Source organism: Streptomyces radiopugnans, from assembly GCF_900110735.1.
Classification (GTDB): domain Bacteria; phylum Actinomycetota; class Actinomycetes; order Streptomycetales; family Streptomycetaceae; genus Streptomyces; species Streptomyces radiopugnans.
This window is the reverse complement of record NZ_FOET01000020.1, coordinates 1-17,136: the sequence shown is the minus strand read 5'-3', so window position 1 is coordinate 17,136 and position 17,136 is coordinate 1. Positions and strand designations below refer to the sequence as shown.

17 protein-coding genes are annotated in these 17,136 nt (G+C 73.5%); 2 read left to right on the top strand and 15 right to left on the bottom strand.

Features of this window, described 5'->3' with window-relative positions:
• Positions 1-42 precede the first annotated feature (42 nt).
• From BMY40_RS25040 to BMY40_RS25000, 9 genes are all read right to left on the bottom strand, one after another.
• Complete coding sequence (locus BMY40_RS25040; RefSeq protein WP_093663066.1) at positions 43-456, bottom strand: DUF3151 domain-containing protein; 414 nt, start codon at positions 454-456, stop codon at positions 43-45.
• A 146-nt stretch (positions 457-602) separates the two neighbouring features.
• Positions 603-1,625, bottom strand: a complete 1,023-nt coding sequence (gene fbaA, locus BMY40_RS25035) for a class II fructose-bisphosphate aldolase (protein ID WP_093663065.1) — start codon at positions 1,623-1,625, stop codon at positions 603-605.
• 320 nt (positions 1,626-1,945) lie between these two features.
• On the bottom strand, positions 1,946-2,485 hold the full coding sequence (pyrE, locus tag BMY40_RS25030) for an orotate phosphoribosyltransferase (protein WP_093663064.1): 540 nt from the start codon (positions 2,483-2,485) through the stop codon (positions 1,946-1,948).
• Between the two features lie 77 nt (positions 2,486-2,562).
• Positions 2,563-3,393 (bottom strand): aldose epimerase family protein, encoded by an 831-nt coding sequence (locus BMY40_RS25025; RefSeq protein ID WP_093663063.1) that lies wholly within the window; start codon positions 3,391-3,393, stop codon positions 2,563-2,565.
• A 43-nt stretch (positions 3,394-3,436) separates the two neighbouring features.
• Positions 3,437-4,576, bottom strand: a complete 1,140-nt coding sequence (locus BMY40_RS25020; protein WP_093663062.1) for an SRPBCC family protein — start codon at positions 4,574-4,576, stop codon at positions 3,437-3,439.
• A 73-nt stretch (positions 4,577-4,649) separates the two neighbouring features.
• Entirely contained in the window at positions 4,650-6,398 is a 1,749-nt protein-coding gene (locus BMY40_RS25015; RefSeq protein ID WP_093663061.1) for a polyamine aminopropyltransferase, read from the bottom strand.
• 232 nt (positions 6,399-6,630) lie between these two features.
• A complete protein-coding gene (locus BMY40_RS25010) occupies positions 6,631-7,164 on the bottom strand; it encodes a DUF2617 family protein (protein WP_093663060.1) in 534 nt (177 codons plus the stop codon).
• Positions 7,165-7,413: 249 nt separating this feature from the next.
• Positions 7,414-7,629: a hypothetical protein gene (locus BMY40_RS25005; RefSeq protein WP_093663059.1), complete on the bottom strand. Its 216-nt coding sequence runs from the start codon at positions 7,627-7,629 to the stop codon at positions 7,414-7,416.
• A 166-nt stretch (positions 7,630-7,795) separates the two neighbouring features.
• Positions 7,796-8,089 (bottom strand): hypothetical protein, encoded by a 294-nt coding sequence (locus BMY40_RS25000; protein ID WP_093663058.1) that lies wholly within the window; start codon positions 8,087-8,089, stop codon positions 7,796-7,798.
• On the opposite strand from BMY40_RS25000, the gene BMY40_RS24995 reads away from it, so the two are divergent.
• Positions 8,079-9,302 (top strand): pyridoxal phosphate-dependent aminotransferase, encoded by a 1,224-nt coding sequence (locus tag BMY40_RS24995; RefSeq protein ID WP_093663057.1) that lies wholly within the window; start codon positions 8,079-8,081, stop codon positions 9,300-9,302. The two genes, BMY40_RS25000 and BMY40_RS24995, sit on opposite strands and share 11 nt — an antisense overlap.
• 132 nt (positions 9,303-9,434) lie before the next feature.
• On the opposite strand, the gene BMY40_RS24990 is transcribed toward BMY40_RS24995, so the two are convergent.
• A complete protein-coding gene (locus tag BMY40_RS24990; RefSeq protein WP_093663056.1) occupies positions 9,435-9,962 on the bottom strand; it encodes a YbjN domain-containing protein in 528 nt (175 codons plus the stop codon).
• 190 nt (positions 9,963-10,152) lie between these two features.
• Positions 10,153-12,750 carry an ATP-dependent chaperone ClpB gene (gene clpB / locus BMY40_RS24985; protein WP_093663055.1) on the bottom strand — a complete coding sequence of 866 codons (2,598 nt, stop codon included), beginning with the start codon at positions 12,748-12,750 and terminating at the stop codon, positions 10,153-10,155.
• A gap of 111 nt (positions 12,751-12,861) precedes the next feature.
• On the opposite strand from clpB, the gene BMY40_RS24980 reads away from it, so the two are divergent.
• Positions 12,862-13,293 carry a pyridoxamine 5'-phosphate oxidase family protein gene (locus BMY40_RS24980; protein WP_177214127.1) on the top strand — a complete coding sequence of 144 codons (432 nt, stop codon included), beginning with the start codon at positions 12,862-12,864 and terminating at the stop codon, positions 13,291-13,293.
• A gap of 111 nt (positions 13,294-13,404) precedes the next feature.
• Here BMY40_RS24980 and BMY40_RS24975 read toward each other — a convergent pair whose 3' ends face one another.
• The 4 genes from BMY40_RS24975 to grpE all read right to left on the bottom strand — a co-directional run bounded on the left by BMY40_RS24975 (position 13,405) and on the right by grpE (position 16,962).
• Positions 13,405-14,268, bottom strand: a complete 864-nt coding sequence (locus tag BMY40_RS24975; RefSeq protein WP_093663054.1) for a trypsin-like serine peptidase — start codon at positions 14,266-14,268, stop codon at positions 13,405-13,407.
• A 304-nt stretch (positions 14,269-14,572) separates the two neighbouring features.
• On the bottom strand, positions 14,573-15,049 hold the full coding sequence (locus BMY40_RS24970) for a heat shock protein transcriptional repressor HspR (protein ID WP_093663053.1): 477 nt from the start codon (positions 15,047-15,049) through the stop codon (positions 14,573-14,575).
• A 5-nt stretch (positions 15,050-15,054) separates the two neighbouring features.
• Complete coding sequence (gene dnaJ, locus BMY40_RS24965; RefSeq protein WP_093663052.1) at positions 15,055-16,236, bottom strand: molecular chaperone DnaJ; 1,182 nt, start codon at positions 16,234-16,236, stop codon at positions 15,055-15,057.
• A 33-nt stretch (positions 16,237-16,269) separates the two neighbouring features.
• Positions 16,270-16,962, bottom strand: coding sequence for a nucleotide exchange factor GrpE (gene grpE, locus BMY40_RS24960; RefSeq protein WP_093663051.1), 693 nt, complete (start codon positions 16,960-16,962; stop codon positions 16,270-16,272).
• Positions 16,963-17,136: the final 174 nt, after the last annotated feature.

Sequence of the window (17,136 nt, the reverse complement as noted above, 5' to 3'; positions counted from 1 at the left end):
GATCTCCCGCCGGAGGGCGCCGGGGAGCTGCCGGCAGGGGCGTCAGGAGAGCGTGGCCGCCGCGGTGGGCGAGCTCTCCCTCAGGAAGGTGGTGCAGCGCTCGTACTCCTCCTGCTCGCCGATGGCCTGGGCGGCGCGGGCGAGGGCGTGCAGGGCGCGCAGGAAGCCCCGGTTCGGCTCGTGCTCGAACGGGATCGGGCCGTGTCCCTTCCAGCCGCTGCGGCGCAGGGCGTCCAGGCCGCGGTGGTAGCCGGTGCGGGCGTACGCGTACGACTCGACCGTGCGCCCGGCCGCGAAGGCGTCGTCCGCGAGCTGTGCCCAGGCCAGGGAGGAGGTCGGGTGCTTCGCGGCGACCTCGGCGGGCGACGTGCCCGAGGCGAGCAGCTCACGCGGTTCGGGGTCGTCGGGAAGGTGGGTCGGGGGCGGTCCCCCGAGCAGGTTCTCGTGAATGGCCATGGCCCCAGTCTGCACGCTCGCCGCCGGTGTGCGGAGGGCGGTACGCGGCGAGCCCGGTATCCGGCTGCGGGTACCGGGCTCGCGTCCGTCCGCGTCTCCCCGCCCGGCCCGGGCGGGGAGACGCGGACGGGAGAGGCGGGTGCCGCCTACTTCATACGGGTGCCGGTGGAGCGCAGGTCGGCGCACGCCTTGGCGACGCGCTCGGCCATGCTCTTCTCGGCCAGCTTGCCCCAGCTGCGCGGGTCGTAGGTCTTCTTGTTGCCGACCTCGCCGTCCACCTTCAGCACACCGTCGTAGTTGCGGAACATGTGGTCCGCGATGGGGCGGGTGAACGCGTACTGGGTGTCGGTGTCGAGGTTCATCTTCACCACGCCGTTGTCCAGCGCGGTGGCGATCTCCTGCTCGGTGGAGCCGGAGCCGCCGTGGAAGACGAAGTCGAACGGGTTCTGCTTGCCGAACTTGGCGGCCACGCCCTCCTGGAGGTCCTTCAGCAGCTCGGGGCGGAGCACGACGTTGCCCGGCTTGTAGACGCCGTGGACGTTGCCGAAGGAGGCGGCCAGCAGGTAGCGGCCCTTCTCGCCCAGGCCCAGGGCCTCGGCGGTGCGGATGGCGTCGTCGACGGTGGTGTACAGCTCGTCGTTGATCTCGTGGCTGACGCCGTCCTCCTCGCCGCCGGTCGGGGTGATCTCGACCTCGAGGATGATCTTCGCGGCAGCGGCGGCGGCCAGCAACTCCTGGGCGATCTCCAGGTTGTCGGCCAGGGTCTCGGCCGAGCCGTCCCACATGTGGGACTGGAACAGCGGGTTCATGCCCGCCTCGACGCGCTTGCGGGAGAGCTCCAGCAGCGGGCGTACGTAGCCGTCCAGCTTGTCCTTGGGGCAGTGGTCGGTGTGCAGCGCGATGTTGACCGGGTACTTCTCGGCGACGATGTGCGCGAACTCGGCCAGGGCGACCGCACCGGTCACCATGTCCTTGTTGTACTGGCCGCCCAGGAACTCGGCGCCGCCGGTGGAGATCTGGATGATGCCGTCGCTCTCCGCCTCGGCGAAACCGCGCAGCGCGGCGTGCAGCGTCTGCGTCGAGGTCACGTTGATGGCGGGGTAGGCGAACCTGCCTGCCTTCGCCCTGTCGAGCATCTCGTTGTAGACCTCGGGGGTTGCGATGGGCATCTGTCCGCTCCTTGATGGTGTGCGAAGCTCTACGGCTCTGGTGTGGGTCAACGGAACGACGTCATCGTCGTCCCCATCCTCCCAGACGTGTGTGATTGCTCCACCCCCGCGTCCGGCGAGGAGGCGGGGACGGAGCACGGGAGGGCGATCGGTTCGCGTACCGCGTCGCGGCGGGGCCGGACGGGGTCGTCTCCGCACCGCCGGCCGGGCCACAGAGCGTCACCGTTTCACGTGAAACAGTGACTCTCACGGACCTCTCCGGTTGCCCCGCGAGGTTTGCGCGGGGCCGGAACCGAAGCCGGAACCGGGGGTGAGCGGGGTCAGGACAGGTCCAGGTCCTCCAGCCCGTACGCCTGGTAGTACGGCAGGCCCGCCTTCTCGATCGCCGGAGCCGCGCCGCGCTCGACGATGACCGCCACGCCCACGACCTCCGCGCCGGCCTCCCGCAGCGCCTCGACCGCCGTGAGGACCGAGCCTCCCGTGGTGGAGGTGTCCTCGACCGCCAGCACCCGGCGGCCCGCCACGTCCGGCCCCTCGATCCTGCGCTGGAGGCCGTGGGCCTTGCCCGCCTTGCGGACGACGAACGCGTCCAGCTTCCGGCCGCGCGCGGCGGCGGCGTGCAGCATCGCGGTGGCCACCGGGTCGGCGCCGAGGGTCAGACCGCCCACCGCGTCGTACTCGATGTCGGCGGTCAGGTCGAGCAGAACCTGCCCGACCAGCGGAGCCGCCTCGGCGTCCAGGGTGATCCGGCGGAGGTCGACGTAGTAGTCGGCCTCCTTGCCGGAGGAGAGGGTCACCCTGCCGTGGACCACGGCCTTGTCCTTGATCTGCTGCAGAAGCCTGTCGCGCGCGTCGCTCATGCCGATGAGCCTAAGCCAGCCCCGCACCGCCTCCGTGCCGCTCCCCCCGCACGGTCCCGCACCGCCTCCTCGCGGACCTACGCCGGCCTGCGCCACGACCAGACCGTGGAGACCTCCAGCGGATCGATGGGCGTGACCAGGCGGGGGTGGGAGTTGAGCCCGTCGGGCGGACCGGTCTGCGGCTCCACGCAGACGGCCTCGGGCTGCTCGTCGTAGACCACCACCCACTCGGCGCGGCTGGCCACCTTCAATTCCAGCTCGCCCGGCCAGGTCAGCGTCACGTCCACCCCGTCCGGCATGCCGAAGCAGTCGTCCCAGGGGCCCGGGCGCGGCTCGACGCGGCGGCCGGTGGGGATGTGGTCCTCGCCGCGCTCCTCCTGCCAGGCGGGGGCGAAGTCCAGCACCACGTCCTGCCCGCCCTGTCCGAGGTTGCGCAGGAACCACGGATGCCAGCCGGCCTGCGCCGGGAAGGAGTCCCCGGTCGTCTCCACGCCCAGGGTGAGGGTGAGCCCGCCTCCGTCCTCGGCCAGTTCCACCACCTGGGTCACCCGGCCCGGCCAGGGCCAGGGGTCGGTGAGGTCGCGGTAGAAGGACGCGGTCCGCCCGTCGCTGCGGACGGTGTGCCAGGGAACGCCGCGCACGGTGCCGTGGATGGCGTGCTGCCCGGCGGTCACGGGAAGCTGGTACCGCTCGCCGCCGTTGAGGAACCGCCCCTGCCGGGTCCGCCCGCACCAGGGCACCATCACGAACGCGCCGTACCGCTCGCCCTGTCTGAGCACTTCCGTACCGTCGATGCGCAGGGAGGAGATCCGGCAGCCGTGCGCCGGATCGACGGTCACCTCGGTGCCGCCGGCTCGCAGACGGACTCCGCTGTCTGTGTCTTGGACGTCATGGGCAGTCACATCCATGACCTTAACCGCGGCGGACGGCGGTAACCGTGTCGTTCGGCGTTCAGCGCCTGCGTCGCAGCACACGTCCCACCACGACCGCCGAGGCAACCGCCAGCGCCGCCGCCGGGGCGGCCCAGCGCAGCACCGCCACGGCCGGGGAGGACTCCTCGGGCGGAGGGACGGGGGCGTAGCGGCCGCGCGGCGGGGCGTGGTCCACCTCCTCGGCGCTGCGTCCGATCATCGTCCGGCGGGCGTGGGCCGCTTCGGCGGCGGACCGCGACTCCTCGTCCAGTTCGTCGACGAGGTCGTCGCCCAGACCGCCGTCGAGGGCGTCACCGAGACCGCCGGTGAGCCCTCCGCCGTCGAGTGCCTCCTCACCGAGCGCCTCGTCGACGAAACCGTCGTCGCCCGACGGGTCGAGCGAGGACGGCGGGACCTCGACGTCGAAGACCCCCCGGGGCCGGGCCCCTTCGTCCGAGACCTCCGGAGCGTCCGGGGCGCCCGGCTCCTCCGGTCCGCCCGTCTCTTCGGCACTGCCGGCGCTCCCGGCGCTTCCGCTGTTCCTGGCGTTTCCGCTGTTCCTGGCGTCCGCGGAGTCGGGCGTCTCGGGTGCGGGGATGCCCGGGATCACGGGCTCGTTGTCGTCCGGTTCGCCGATCCCGCCGGGCGCGGCGACCGTACCGGCGGCGTCCACCGGTGAGACCGGGTCGGCCGCCATGCCGGCGGCCAGTTCGCCGCCGAAGCGGTCCAGCAGCCGACGGCCGGCTGCGGACCGCTGCTTCTCCTCGAACTCCGTGATCCGGCCCTCGCCGCGCAGTCTCCCCGTGCAGACGAGCACGGTGCCCTCGCCGTCGTCGGCCGGGCGCGGAACGATCGTCAGGGTCAGTTCCACCGAGCCGTCGCCCCGGGCCTCGGCGCCCTCGCCGCGGACCGTGCAGGCGTCGTCCCCGTCTCCTCCGCCGTCCTCGCCGTGCGTCAGACGCAGGCTGCCGCGGTACGTGATGCTGGAGCCGCCGATCCGCACCCGCAGCCGCCCCCGGACGACCGCGCCGTCCCCGGTGCCGCCGGGCACCGCGTCCGAGGCCTCGGGCTCCGAGGGTTCGGGCTGGAGCCCCGGCACACAGCGCGCGACGCGCTCCGGCTCGGCGAGCGCCGCCCGTACGGCTCCGACAGTGAACGGAACGTACACCTCATGCTCCATGGGCGGAGCCTACCCACTACCTCCCCCACCAGTGCCCGCTCCGTACGGACATCGGCACGTCGCACTCCGCGCCTCAGTCCCGGTAGCGGGGGTGTATCAGGGTGGAGGGCAGCAGCCCGGCGAGACGGCCCCGCTCCGCGCGCGCGGAGGCGCGGCGCAGATCGGCGGGGTGGAGGGCGCGCGGGGCCGCACCGGCCGGTGCGGCCCCGCTCGCCCTCGCACCGGCCGGTGCGAGGGCGAGCGGCGGCGGGGCGCCGTGGGCGGCCAGTACGAAGCCCCAGTCGCCGGGCCGGTCCCCGGCCGCGCCCTCGCGCCGCTGCGAGCGGTCGGGGCCGGCGGTGAAGCCGGACAGCCGTCCGTCCACCACGTAGGGGGCGGTGCGCAGGCCCACGGTCCGCAGCGTGGTCTCCACCGTCCAGTACGCGCGGGGGCGTTCTCCGGCCGGTCCCGCGTGCACCGCGAGCCGCCCCCGCTCGGACAGCGCCCGCGCGGCCAGCCCGTAGAACTCCTGCGAGTACAGCCGGGAGCTGTCCGAGATGCCGGGGTCGGGCAGGTCGGAGACGATCACGTCGTACGGCGGCCGGCCGGAGTCCGGCCAGGAGCGCAGCCAGTCGAAGGCGTCCCCCGTCTCCACCCGCACCCGCGGGTCGTCCAGCGAACGGTGGTTGAGGCGGCCGAGTTCCGGATCGGTGCGGGCCAGTTCCACGACGCCGGGATCGAGCTCCACCACCGTCGCCGACTCCACCTCCGGGTGTCGCAGCACCTCGCGCAGAGCCAGTCCGTCGCCGCCGCCCAGGACGAGCACCCTGCCGTGCGGGCCCGCCGCCATCGCGGGGCGGACCAGCGCCTCGTGGTAGCGCCGCTCGTCCCCGCCGCACACCCGCAGCCGGCCGTCGAGGAACATCGCGAAACCGGTCGGCTCGCTCCCGCCGGAGTGCCGGACGCCCTCGGTGAGCACGACCTCCTGGACGGCGGTGTTACGCACCGTCCGCACCTCGCCGCCGTACACCGCCCGGCGTGCGGCCTTCTCGAAGGAGTCGACGACGGCGACACCGGTGATCAGCAGTGCCACCACCAGTCCGTTGACGAGGAGCAGGGCGCGGCGCGAGCGGGGTGACAGGTCGCCGCGGAACAGCCACAGCACCAGCGCGCCGCCCGCGACGGCGTTCACCGCTCCGACCGCCAGGGCCCCCGGGAGCTGGCCCATCAGCGGGAGGAGCAGGAAGGGGAAGGCGAGCCCGCCGACGAGGGCGCCCACGTAGTCGGCGGCGAACAGGTCGGCGACCGCACCACCGGCGTCCTGTTCCCGGATCCGCTGGATGAGGGTCATCAGCAGCGGCATCTCGGCGCCGATGAGCACGCCGAGGACCAGCGAGAAGCCGATCAGCACCGCCATCGAGCCGCCGACCCAGGCGAAGTAGGCGTACAGCGCCATCGCCGAGCCTCCGCCGACCAGTGCCAGCAGTGCCTCGACGATGCCGAACCCGGCCGCCGCGCGGGTGCGCAGCCGCTTGGCGAGCAGCGATCCCAGGCCCATGGCGAAGACCATCACCGACAGCACGACGGAGGTGTGGGTGACGGAGTCGCCGGCCAGATAGGAGCCGAGGGCGACAAGTTCGAGTTCGTAGACGAGACCGCAGGCGGCGCAGACGAAGACCGCGGCGAGGACGAGGAACCGTCCGACCCCGTCCGGCACGGGCAGCCGCGCCGGCGTCTGCGACGGCTCCTGCGGCAGTTCCTGCGACGGGGCCCGTGGCGGCTCCTCCCGCGGCGGCGCGGGCCCCGACGCCCCCGCCGGTACGGAAGCGGGCGTTTCGATCATGCCGGGAACGCTACGGGACGCCTCCCGCGAGTCCTGTCACCCACACAGGTGCAATAGATCGCACAGACGTGCGAACCGGCACCCTCCGGCCCCGCGGACGGCGCGCACCTCCCGGCGAGAGCGCACGACGGGGCGGAGGCACGCGGCAGGGGCGCACGGCGGGGCGTAGGCACGCGGCGGAGCAGGGGCGCGCGGCACACACCCGCGCACGCCCCGTACGGGCGCGCCGGGGTCACACGCCCACCCGCTCCGGTTCCCGCACGCGCACCCCCACTCTGGTGTGGGTCACGACGAGCCGCCGCTCCTGCGGGTAGGCGTGCCAGGTCCGCCAGTGCATCTGGTCGCCGCGCCGCTGGACCAGCAGGGCGGTGAAGGCGTTCGGGCTGCCGGGGAAGGTGCCGGCCAGCCCGTGCGGGTGGTCCGCGACGAGCGCGAGCAACTCCTGCGCGCGGCCCGCGAAGGAGCCGCCGGAGAGCGTCTCGACACGCGCCGCGAACGCGTACTCCCAGTCGTCCGTCCGTTTCGACACCCCCAGCGGCAGCGGTGTCCTGCTGCCGGGGATGCACGCCACGGTCTCCGAGCAGAAGATGCCGCCCTCGTCCGCGAGCAGCACCTGGTGTGAAGCGCCGAGCAATCTCAACTGGACTGCTGTTCCCTGGAGTTCGAGATCCAGCTTCGCCAGTGCGGGCATTGGGTCGCACCCGAGCGCCCAGGCGAGGTCACCGGCGCGGGTGTCGGTGTACGGGGTCTTGAGATCGGTGAGCATGGGTCGGCTCCGCAACGCAGTGAGGGCGGGCCGACTCAGCCCCCTGGAACAGGCCCCGAAGGGGGGCAGGGATGCTGCCTGCCGCCGGCTCGCGCCCACGTGAGGTCCGGGTACATCAGTCACCGAATCACGGAATGTGCGGCTCCTACAGGCTTTTTACTCACCTTCGTCTGTTTTCCATACCAGCGGGGGCCTAGCAGGTCAGATGTTCTCCCCGCTGAACTGCAACCGCCGGACGGGTGAACGGCGTCAGGCGCCTCCGCCGCACCCACCGCCACCGCCGCACGACGAACCACCGTCGTGCGAACCGCCGTCGTGGAAGCCGCCGTCGGCCCCGATCCACACCCCCGACGCTCCCCCGCCGGTGCTCCGCCGCGTACGGCGGCGCCCTCCCGTGGCCGCGCCGACCGCCACCACGGCCAGCACCAGGACCAGGACCATGCAGATGATGACTACCGCCGTCATGGCGTCCCCCTCGTGTCCCCTCGGTTCCCCTCGTGCCCGCACATCCCCCGCGCGGGCCTGAGTTCACGATCCCCTCGCGCCGCCCGCGCCAAAGCCGAGTTGAGGAAGTCCAGAGGTTCGGGCGGCGCCGGTCCCGCCGTCCCCGCCACGCCCGGCCCGGCGCCGCTCAGTCCCCTCCCCCCGAGCCGCCGTCGGAGCCACCGTCCCCCCACCAGCCGGCGTCACCACCGCCGGACGAACCGCCCCGGCGGCCACCGGCCGCACGGCGCCCGTCCCGCCGGGCGGGAACGACCACCGCCAGGACCAGCAGCACCATGACCCCGGTCAGAAAGCCGACCAGCCACTCCACCGCCACACCCCTCTCCCGCGCCCCCACCGGGACCGCGATCACGACATCCGCAGGAAAGCACGGGCGGAAGGAGTTGAGGAAGCCGGGTGCCGGGCGGAGGATGGCCGCCATGACCTCCACCGGACGACCGCTGCTCAACCGCCGCCTGGCCGGGTTCGGCACGACGGTCTTCGCCGAGATGTCGGCGCTGGCCGTCAGGACCGGATCGATCAACCTGGGCCAGGGCTTCCCCGACACCGACGGCCCCGAACAGGTCCGGGAGGCGGCCGTACGCGCGCTGCGCGAGGGCCGCGGCAACCAGTACCCGCCCGGCCCCGGCGTCCCCGAGCTGCGCACCGCGATCGCCGGCCACCAGCGGCGCTTCCACGGCCTGGAGTACGACCCCGACACCGAGGTCCTGGTCACCGCCGGGGCCACCGAGGCGATCGCCGCCGCCCTGCTGGCCCTGGTGGAGCCGGGCGACGAGGTGATCGCGCTGGAGCCGTACTACGACTCGTACGCGGCCTGCGTCGCCATGGCCGGCGGCACCCGCGTCCCCGTCACCCTGCGGCCCTCTCCCGGGCCCGGGCCGGCGTACCGCCTGGACCTGGACGAGCTGCGCGACGCCGTCACCGGCCGCACCCGGCTGATCCTGCTGAACACCCCGCACAACCCCACCGGCACCGTCCTCACCCGCGAGGAGCTGACGGCGATCGCCGAGCTGGCGGTGGAGCGGGACCTGCTGGTGGTCACCGACGAGGTCTACGAGCACCTGGTCTTCGACGGCGAGCACATCCCCATCGCCTCCCTGCCGGGGATGCGCGAGCGCACCGTCTCCATCTCCTCCGCCGGCAAGACCTTCTCCTTCACCGGCTGGAAGGTCGGCTGGGTGACGGGCACCCCGGAGCTGGTGTCGGCGGTGCGCTCGGCCAAGCAGTACCTGACGTACGTCTCGGCCGGCCCCTTCCAGTACGCGGTCGCCGAGGCGCTCGCCCTGCCCGACTCGTACTACACGGCGCTGCGCGAGGACCTGCGCGCCAAGCGGGACCTGCTGGCCGGCGGTCTGGAGGCCGCGGGCTTCACCGTCCACCGCCCCGCCGGCACGTACTTCGTCACCACCGACATCCGCCCCCTGGGCGAGAGCGACGGTGTGGCCTTCTGCCGCGCCCTGCCCGAGCGCTGCGGCGTCGTCGCCGTCCCCAACGCGGTCTTCTACGACCACGCGGCGGAGGGCGCGCACTTCGTCCGCTTCGCGTTCTGCAAGCGCGAGGAGGTGCTGCGGGAGGCGGTGGAGCGTCTGGGAGCGCTGAGCGGGGCCCCGGACCGCGCCCGTACCGCCTCCTGACGGCCTCCCGGCGGCGGGGCCACCGCCCCGCGGAGGCCGCGCGCCGGACCCGACGCGCGGCGGCCCCGGGCGCGGACGCGAAGCGTTCCGTGCACCGGGGCCGCGCGGGGCCTCGTGTGGGGGGCGGAGAGGTCAGCCCTCGCCCTCACCGTCGGACTCCTCGACGTCCTTGGCCAGGCCGAGCTGCTCCACGAGCCAGCGGTCGAACTCGACCGAGGCGCGGATCCAGCTCACCGTGCTGGAGACGAAGTGCTCCAGCGAGACGCCGACGCCGATCAGCATCTGGGCCTCGCCGATCAGGCGGACCGTGCCGTCGTCGTGCGTGTGGCTGTAGACCTTCGGCCACAGGGTGCGGCGGTTCCAGTCGTCGACCAGCTCCAGCAGGCGGGTCTTGTCCTCGATGGAGTGGGGACGGTCGTAGAACGTCCGGACGGAGAAGACCTGCTGCTCCTTCTCGCCGCGGAACATGAAGTAGGTGCGGAACTCCTCCCACGGCGCCGCGAGGTCACCCTCGTCGTCGACGACGTACTTCAGCTCCATCTGGTCGAGGAGCTGCTTGACCAGGTCCTGGTCCGGGATGACGGGCCCGGCAGGCCCCGTCGGCTGCTGTTCGGGCTGCTGGCCCCCGAAGTTCGGGATCGAGGACGGGTCGATAGTCACCGTGGATTTCCCTTCATACGATTCCTGCCATCCTCTCCCACCCCGGCCCGGTCCTGGCAAGCCCGGGCTTCACCGCTCGTCCGTCGGACTGACGCGTCCGCCCGGCGGGCGGACGCCGGGGCGCCTCGCGGCCCCGGGACGGCTCGGCGGGTCCCGCGCCGCGGGACCCGCCGTACGGCCGCCGCCGCGGTCACCGCACCGGGGTGACGACCAGGCCCTCCTCCTCCAGGCCGACGTCCACCCGGACGGTGTCGCCGTCGCGGATCTCGCCCGCCAGGATCGCGCGGGCCAGCCGGTCGCCGATGGCCGTCTGGACCAGGCGGCGCAGCGGCCGGGCGCCGTAGGCCGGGTCGTTGCCCTCGACCGCCAGCCAGTCCAGCGCGGCGTCGGAGACGTCGAGGGTGAGGCGGCGGTCGGACAGGCGCCGGGAGAGGGCGCCGATCTGGAGCCGGGCGATGCTGCGCAGCTCCTCGCCGCTGAGCGCGGAGAAGATCACCAGGTCGTCCAGCCGGTTGAGGAACTCCGGACGGAAGGCGGAGCGGACGCTCGCCATGACCTTCTCCCGCTTCTCCTCCTCCTTGGCCAGCGGGTCCATCAGGAACTGGCTGCCGAGGTTGGAGGTGAGGACGAGGATGGTGTTGCGGAAGTCCACCGTCCGGCCCTGCCCGTCGGTCAGCCGCCCGTCGTCGAGCACCTGGAGCAGGATGTCGAAGACCTCGTGGTGGGCCTTCTCCACCTCGTCCAGCAGCACCACGCTGTACGGGCGCCGCCGCACGGCCTCGGTGAGCTGACCGCCCTCCTCGTAGCCGACGTAGCCGGGAGGCGCGCCGACCAGCCGGGCGACCGAGTGCTTCTCGCCGTACTCGCTCATGTCGATGCGGACCATGGCCCGCTCGTCGTCGAAGAGGAAGTCGGCGAGCGCCTTGGCCAGCTCGGTCTTGCCGACGCCGGTGGGGCCGAGGAACATGAACGAGCCCGTGGGCCGGTCGGGGTCGGCGACCCCGGCGCGGGAGCGGCGCACGGCGTCGGAGACGGCGCGTACGGCCTCGGTCTGGCCGATCAGCCGCCGGCCCAGCTCCTCCTCCATGCGCAGCAGCTTCTGCGTCTCGCCCTCCAGCAGCCGCCCGGCGGGGATGCCGGTCCAGGAGGCGACGACGTCGGCGATGTCGTCCGAGCCGACCTCCTCCTTGACCATGGTGTCCTTGCTCGTCTCCTGCTCCTGCTCGGCGGCCGAGGCCTCCTCCAGCTCGCGCTCCAGGGTGGGGATCTCGCCGTACAGCAGCTTGGAGGCGGTCTCGAAGTCGCCGTCGCGCTGGGCGCGCTCGGCCTGGCCGCGCACCTCGTCGAGCTTCTCCTTCAGCTCGCCGACGCGGTTGAGGCCCTGCTTCTCCTTCTCCCAGCGGGCGGTCAGCCCCCGCAGCTCCTCCTCGCGGTCGGCCAGCTCGCGCCGCAGCCGCTCCAGCCGCTCCCGGGAACTCTCGTCGCTCTCGCCCGCCAGCGCCAGCTCCTCCATCTTCAGCCGGTCCACCGCGCGCTGGAGCTCGTCGATCTCCACGGGCGAGGAGTCGATCTCCATGCGCAGGCGGGAGGCGGCCTCGTCGACCAGGTCGATGGCCTTGTCCGGCAGGAAGCGGGAGGTGATGTAGCGGTCGGACAGGGTGGCGGCGGCCACCAGCGCGCCGTCGGCGATCTGCACCTTGTGGTGCGCCTCGTAGCGGCCCTTGAGGCCGCGCAGGATCGCGATGGTGTCCTCGACGGTGGGCTCGGCGACCAGCACCTGCTGGAAGCGGCGCTCCAGGGCCGGGTCCTTCTCGATCCGCTCGCGGTACTCGTCCAGCGTGGTGGCGCCGACCATGCGCAGCTCGCCGCGGGCCAGCATGGGCTTGAGCATGTTGCCCGCGTCCATCGCCGAGTCGCCGCCGGCGCCCGCGCCGACGACGGTGTGCAGCTCGTCGATGAAGGTGATGATCCGCCCGTCGCTGGACTTGATCTCCGCCAGGACGGCCTTGAGCCGCTCCTCGAACTCGCCGCGGTACTTCGCCCCGGCCACCATCGCGCCCAGGTCGAGGGCGACCAGGCGCTTGTTCTTCAGCGACTCGGGGACGTCGCCCTTGACGATCCGCTGCGCCAGGCCCTCCACGACCGCCGTCTTGCCGACGCCGGGCTCGCCGATGAGCACCGGGTTGTTCTTGGTGCGCCGCGAGAGCACCTGCACCACGCGGCGGATCTCCTGGTCGCGGCCGATGACGGGGTCGAGCCTGCCCTCGCGCGCCGCGGCGGTCAGGTCGGTGCCGAACTTCTCCAGCGCCTTGTAGGTGCCCTCGGGGTCGGCGGTGGTGACGCGCTGGCCGCCGCGCGCGGTCTCGAAGGCGGTGAGCAGCTTCTCCGCGGTGGCGCCCTGCTCGGTGAGCAGCCTGCCGGTCCGGCCTCCCCTGGCCGCCAGGCCGATGAGCAGGTGCTCGGTGGAGATGTAGGCGTCGCCCAGCTCCTTGGCGCGCTGGGAGGCGTCGGCGAGGACGGCCATCAGGTCGCGGTCGGGCTGCGGCTTGGCGACGGTGGAGCCCTGCACGCTGGGCAGCGAGCCCAGCAGCCGCTCGGCTGCCGAGCGCAGGGTGGCCTGGTCGGCGTCGACCGCCGCGAGCAGGTCCTGGATGTTCTCGTTGTCCTGGCCCTCCAGCAGGGCCAGGAGCAGATGCGCCGGGGTGATGTCGGGGTGGCCCCCGGTGAGGGCGCGGTTGTTGGCCGCGCTGATCGCGTCCCGGCTCCTGTTGGTCAGCTCGGCGTCCACGGGTGCGTACTCCTCCTCCTGTCGCCAACTCTGCATACATCAGCATGCAGTAAGTTGAGTCTATTCCACTCAACGCGCGAACGGGAGCGCCGCCGGGATAGTTTCCGGAGCATGGCCAGCGAATCCCGGCGGGACCCCAGGCATCCGGACGACGCGTACCTCGCCTTCTGGCGGGAGCGGCACCTGTGCACCCTGACCACGCTCCGCCCCGACGGCACCCCCCATGTGGTGCCCGTCGGGGTCACCTACGACCCCGGGGCCGGTCTGGCACGGGTCATCACCCGCCGTACCAGCGCCAAGGTCGCCAACGTCCTGGCCGGCGCGGACCGGCCCGGAGGCGCCCGGGCCGCCGTCTGCCAGGTGGACCGGGGGCGCTGGGCGACCCTGGAGGGCGTCGCGTCGGTGCGCACCGACGCCGAGGCGATCGCGGACGCGGTCGCCCGCTACGCCGAGCGCTACGGGCGCACCCCCGCGCCCAACCCGGAGCGGGTGCTGATCGAGATCGCCCTGGACCGGGCGATGGGCACCGTCCCGTCCCTCTGACCCGCCACCCGCGCCCGCCCGCCCGGCGTACGGCGCGACGCCGCCCCGCCCGGTCGCACATCGGGCGGGACGGCGTCGGCTCACGGGCCGGCCGGTCCGGCGCGGCTCGGCTCAGCCGCGGGGACGGCCGCCCGCCGCCTGGAGCAGCCGGCGCGCCTCGGCCGGGAAGGGACGGCCCAGCACCCGGCCCCGGTCGTCGCCGACCGACATCACGGCCACCACCGTGCCGGACTGGCTCGCGGCGTCGTAGTCCCGCAGCCACGGCCCGCCGCTGGAGCCCTGGGTCAGGTCGCAGGACTCCAGCAGCAGCCCGCCCACGTTCGGCTGCTGGGTGTCCCGCTCGGTCAGCAGGGTGGGCGTGCCCGCGCAGTGGGCGAGCGTCTCGCCGTCGTACGGCTTCGTGGCCGGGTAGCCCAGGGCCACGGTGCGCTCGGCCGGATCGACGGGCTCGAAGTCCAGGCGGTTGGCGCCGACCGTCTCCTGGAGCGTCCGCCCGCCCTTCTTCTCCACCTTCAGGAAGGCGTAGTCGTACGGCAGGGCCTGCGGCAGCCTCCCCCGCTTCCAGGCGGACTCCAGGTGCACCGACGTCACCCGCCAGCCGACCCGGGCGGCGTTCGCGGTGCCGTGGCGGTCGTAGGCGGGGACGAACCAGGCCTGCTTCCAGCGGGGCTCGCCGGGGTTGTGGACACAGTGCGCGGCGGTGACGACGACGCTTCCGTTGGGAGCGTCCACGACGGCGCCGGAGCAGGCGAGCAGCTGCCCGTCCGGATAGGTCCCGATGAGCTTCCCGACGGTCCGCACGGTACCGCCGGGCCAGGGCGCCCGGGGGGTACCGGTCCCTTCGGCCGCCGTGCGAACGGCCGCGGCGCCGGACACCGGATCGACCGCGGGGACGCCCAGGGGAGCGGCCCCCAGCAGCGCGGCGGAGGTCGCGACGGTGACGAATGCGGCTATGACGGCACGTATCCTGTCCATGTCCTCACGCTGCGCCCCTCCCACGTCCGCATGCCATCCGCACACCGCCGACCGGGTGGGGCGGTGCGTCCGTTCGGGCGGACCCGGACGGACGCATGTGTACGCCGGACGGCCCCACGCCGGGCCGTACCGGGCGCGAGCCCGAGCCGGGATCCGGGGCCGTACCGGGGCCGGGCTCCACCGAACCCGGGCCGCACCGAATCCGGGCCGGGACGGCAGCGGCCCGGCCGGGAAGCCGGCCGGGCCGGAGCGGACCGTGGGAGCGACAGGGGGCCGTGCCCCCCGAGGTCATGCCGGGCGCGGGTCAGTCGGCGGAGCGCTGAGGCCGCCAGACCACCAGCGCGCTGGACTGCTGCACGTCCTGGTAGGGCACCAGGTCGCGCCGGTAGGAGGCGTGCACCTGCGCCTCGCGCTGGCGCATGGCGAGCGCCGCGCCCTCCACCGCCTGCTGGAGCTCGGCCACCTTGGCCTGGAGGGCGGCGACCTGGTTCTCCAGTTCGATGATGCGCTTGATGCCCGCGAGGTTGATGCCCTCGTCCTGCGACAGCCGCTGCACCTGGCGCAGGAGCTGGATGTCCCGCGCCGAGTAGCGGCGGCCCCGCCCTGCCGTACGGTCGGGGGAGACGAGACCGAGCCGGTCGTACTGCCGCAGCGTCTGCGGGTGGAGCCCGGAGAGCTGGGCCGCGACGGAGATGACGTAGACCGGTGACTCGTCCGTCAGCTCGTACGGGTTGCCGCGCCCCCGTCCCTGGCTCTGTCGTCCGCGGCCGTAGCCGTCCATATCGGTCAGTCTCCCTTCGCGGCCTTGAACAGCGCCGCCCGCGGATCCTCGCCCGCGGTCGCGTCACGGTAGGACTCCAGCAGGTCCCTTGCCTTGTCGCTCAGTTCCCTCGGGACCGTCACCTCTATGGTGACCAGCAGATCGCCCCTGGTGCCATCCTTGCGCACCGCTCCTTTCCCCCGGGCGCGCATCGTCCGGCCGCTCGGGGTGCCGGCCGGCAGCCTCAGGGTGACCGGCGGGCCGCCCAGGGTGGGCACCTTGATCTCGCCGCCGAGTGCCGCCTCCGTGAAGGTGACGGGCACGGTGACGGTCAGGTTGTCGCCCTTGCGGCCGAACACCGGGTGCGGCTCGACGTGCACCACGACGTACAGGTCTCCGTTCGGGCCGCCGCGCTCGCCCGGCGCGCCCTTGCCGCGCAGCCGGATGCGCTGCCCGTCCGAGACGCCGGCGGGGATGCGGACCTGCATGGTGCGCGAGCTGGTGGCCCGGCCGCTGCCCTTGCAGACCTCGCACGGGTCCTGGGCGATCAGCCCCCGGCCCCTGCAGTCCACGCACGGGTCGGTGAGCGAGAACCCGCCCCCGCCGCCCCGGCTGACCTGGCCGGTGCCGACGCAGGTCGGGCAGACCCTGGGGGTGCCGTTCCTGTCGCCGGTGCCCGCGCAGGCCTTGCACGCCGCCGAGCTGGACATCCGCAGCGGGACCGTGGCCCCGTCCACCGCCTCGGTGAAGCTGAGCGTCACCTCGGACTCGACGTCCTGGCCGCGGCGCGGCTGGGTGCGCGTGCCCGCGCCGCCGCCCCGGCCGAACAGCCCGCCGAAGACGTCCCCGAGACCGCCGCCGAAGCCGCCCGCCCCGGGGCTGCCGCCCTGGGCGCCCCCGAAGAGGTCGCCCAGGTCGAAGTTGAAGCCGCCGGGGCCGCCCGCCCCCGGGCCGGTGCGGAAACCACCGGCGCCGAAGAGCGCGCGGGCCTCGTCGTACTCCTTGCGGCGCTTGGGATCGCCCAGGACGTCATGGGCCTCGGAGACCTCCTTGAAGCGCTCCTCGGCCCGGGCGTCGCCCTTGTTGGCGTCCGGGTGGAACTCGCGGGCGAGCTTCCGGTACGCCTTCTTGATCTCCGCCTCGGTGGCGTCCTTGGGGACGCCGAGGACCTTGTAGTAGTCCTTCTCCACGAAGTCCTTGGTGCTCATCCCCGGCGTCCCTCCTTCCGGTCTTCCTCCGCGTCAGCCCTGTTCGGGGCCACCGCTCTCCTCATCGGCTGCCGTCTCCGCCTGCTGGTCCTCGCCCTTGGCGGGCTGCGCGCCCGGCTGGGGCTCGGCGACACCGACCCGCGCGGGGCGGATCGTGCGCTCGCCGATGCGATACCCGGGCTGCAGGATCTGCACGCACGTCGTCTCGGTGACGTCGGGCGAGTACGAGTGCATCAGGGCCTCGTGCACCGTCGGGTCGAAGGCCTCGCCCTCCTTGCCGAACTGCTGCAGACCCATCTTCGCCACGACCGTCTCCAGCGACTCGGCCACCGACTTGAAGCCGCCGACCAGTTCGCCGTGGTCCCGGGCGCGGCCGATGTCGTCGAGCACCGGCAGCAGCTCGGTGAGCACGTTGGCGATCGCGATCTCCTTGACCGCCACCCGGTCCCGCTCGACCCGGCGGCGGTAGTTGGAGAACTCCGCCTGGAGCCGCTGCAGGTCCTGGGTGCGCTCGTTCAGCGCGGTACGGGTCTGGTCGAGCTGGGCGGTCAGCGCCGCCACCCGCTCGGCGTCCCCGGACGCCCCGGGCGTCCCGGGGGCCGCCTCCGGGCCCGCCTCCTCGGCGGGTCCGGAGGCCTGCGCCGCGTCACCGGGCTGCTCGCCCGGCTCACCCGGCTCGGCGGGGACGTCGGGCTCCTGCTCGAAACCCGGGGTCTCCTCCGTCACGCTGCATCACCCTTGGGCTTGTCGTCGTCGACGATCTCGGCGTCCACCACGTCGTCGTCCGCGCCGCCGGCCTTGGCACCGGCACCGGCGCCGCCGGCGGCCTGCTGGCCCTGGGCGTCGGCGTACAGGGCCTGGCCCAGCTTCTGGCTGGTGGCCGCGACCTTCTCGGAGGCC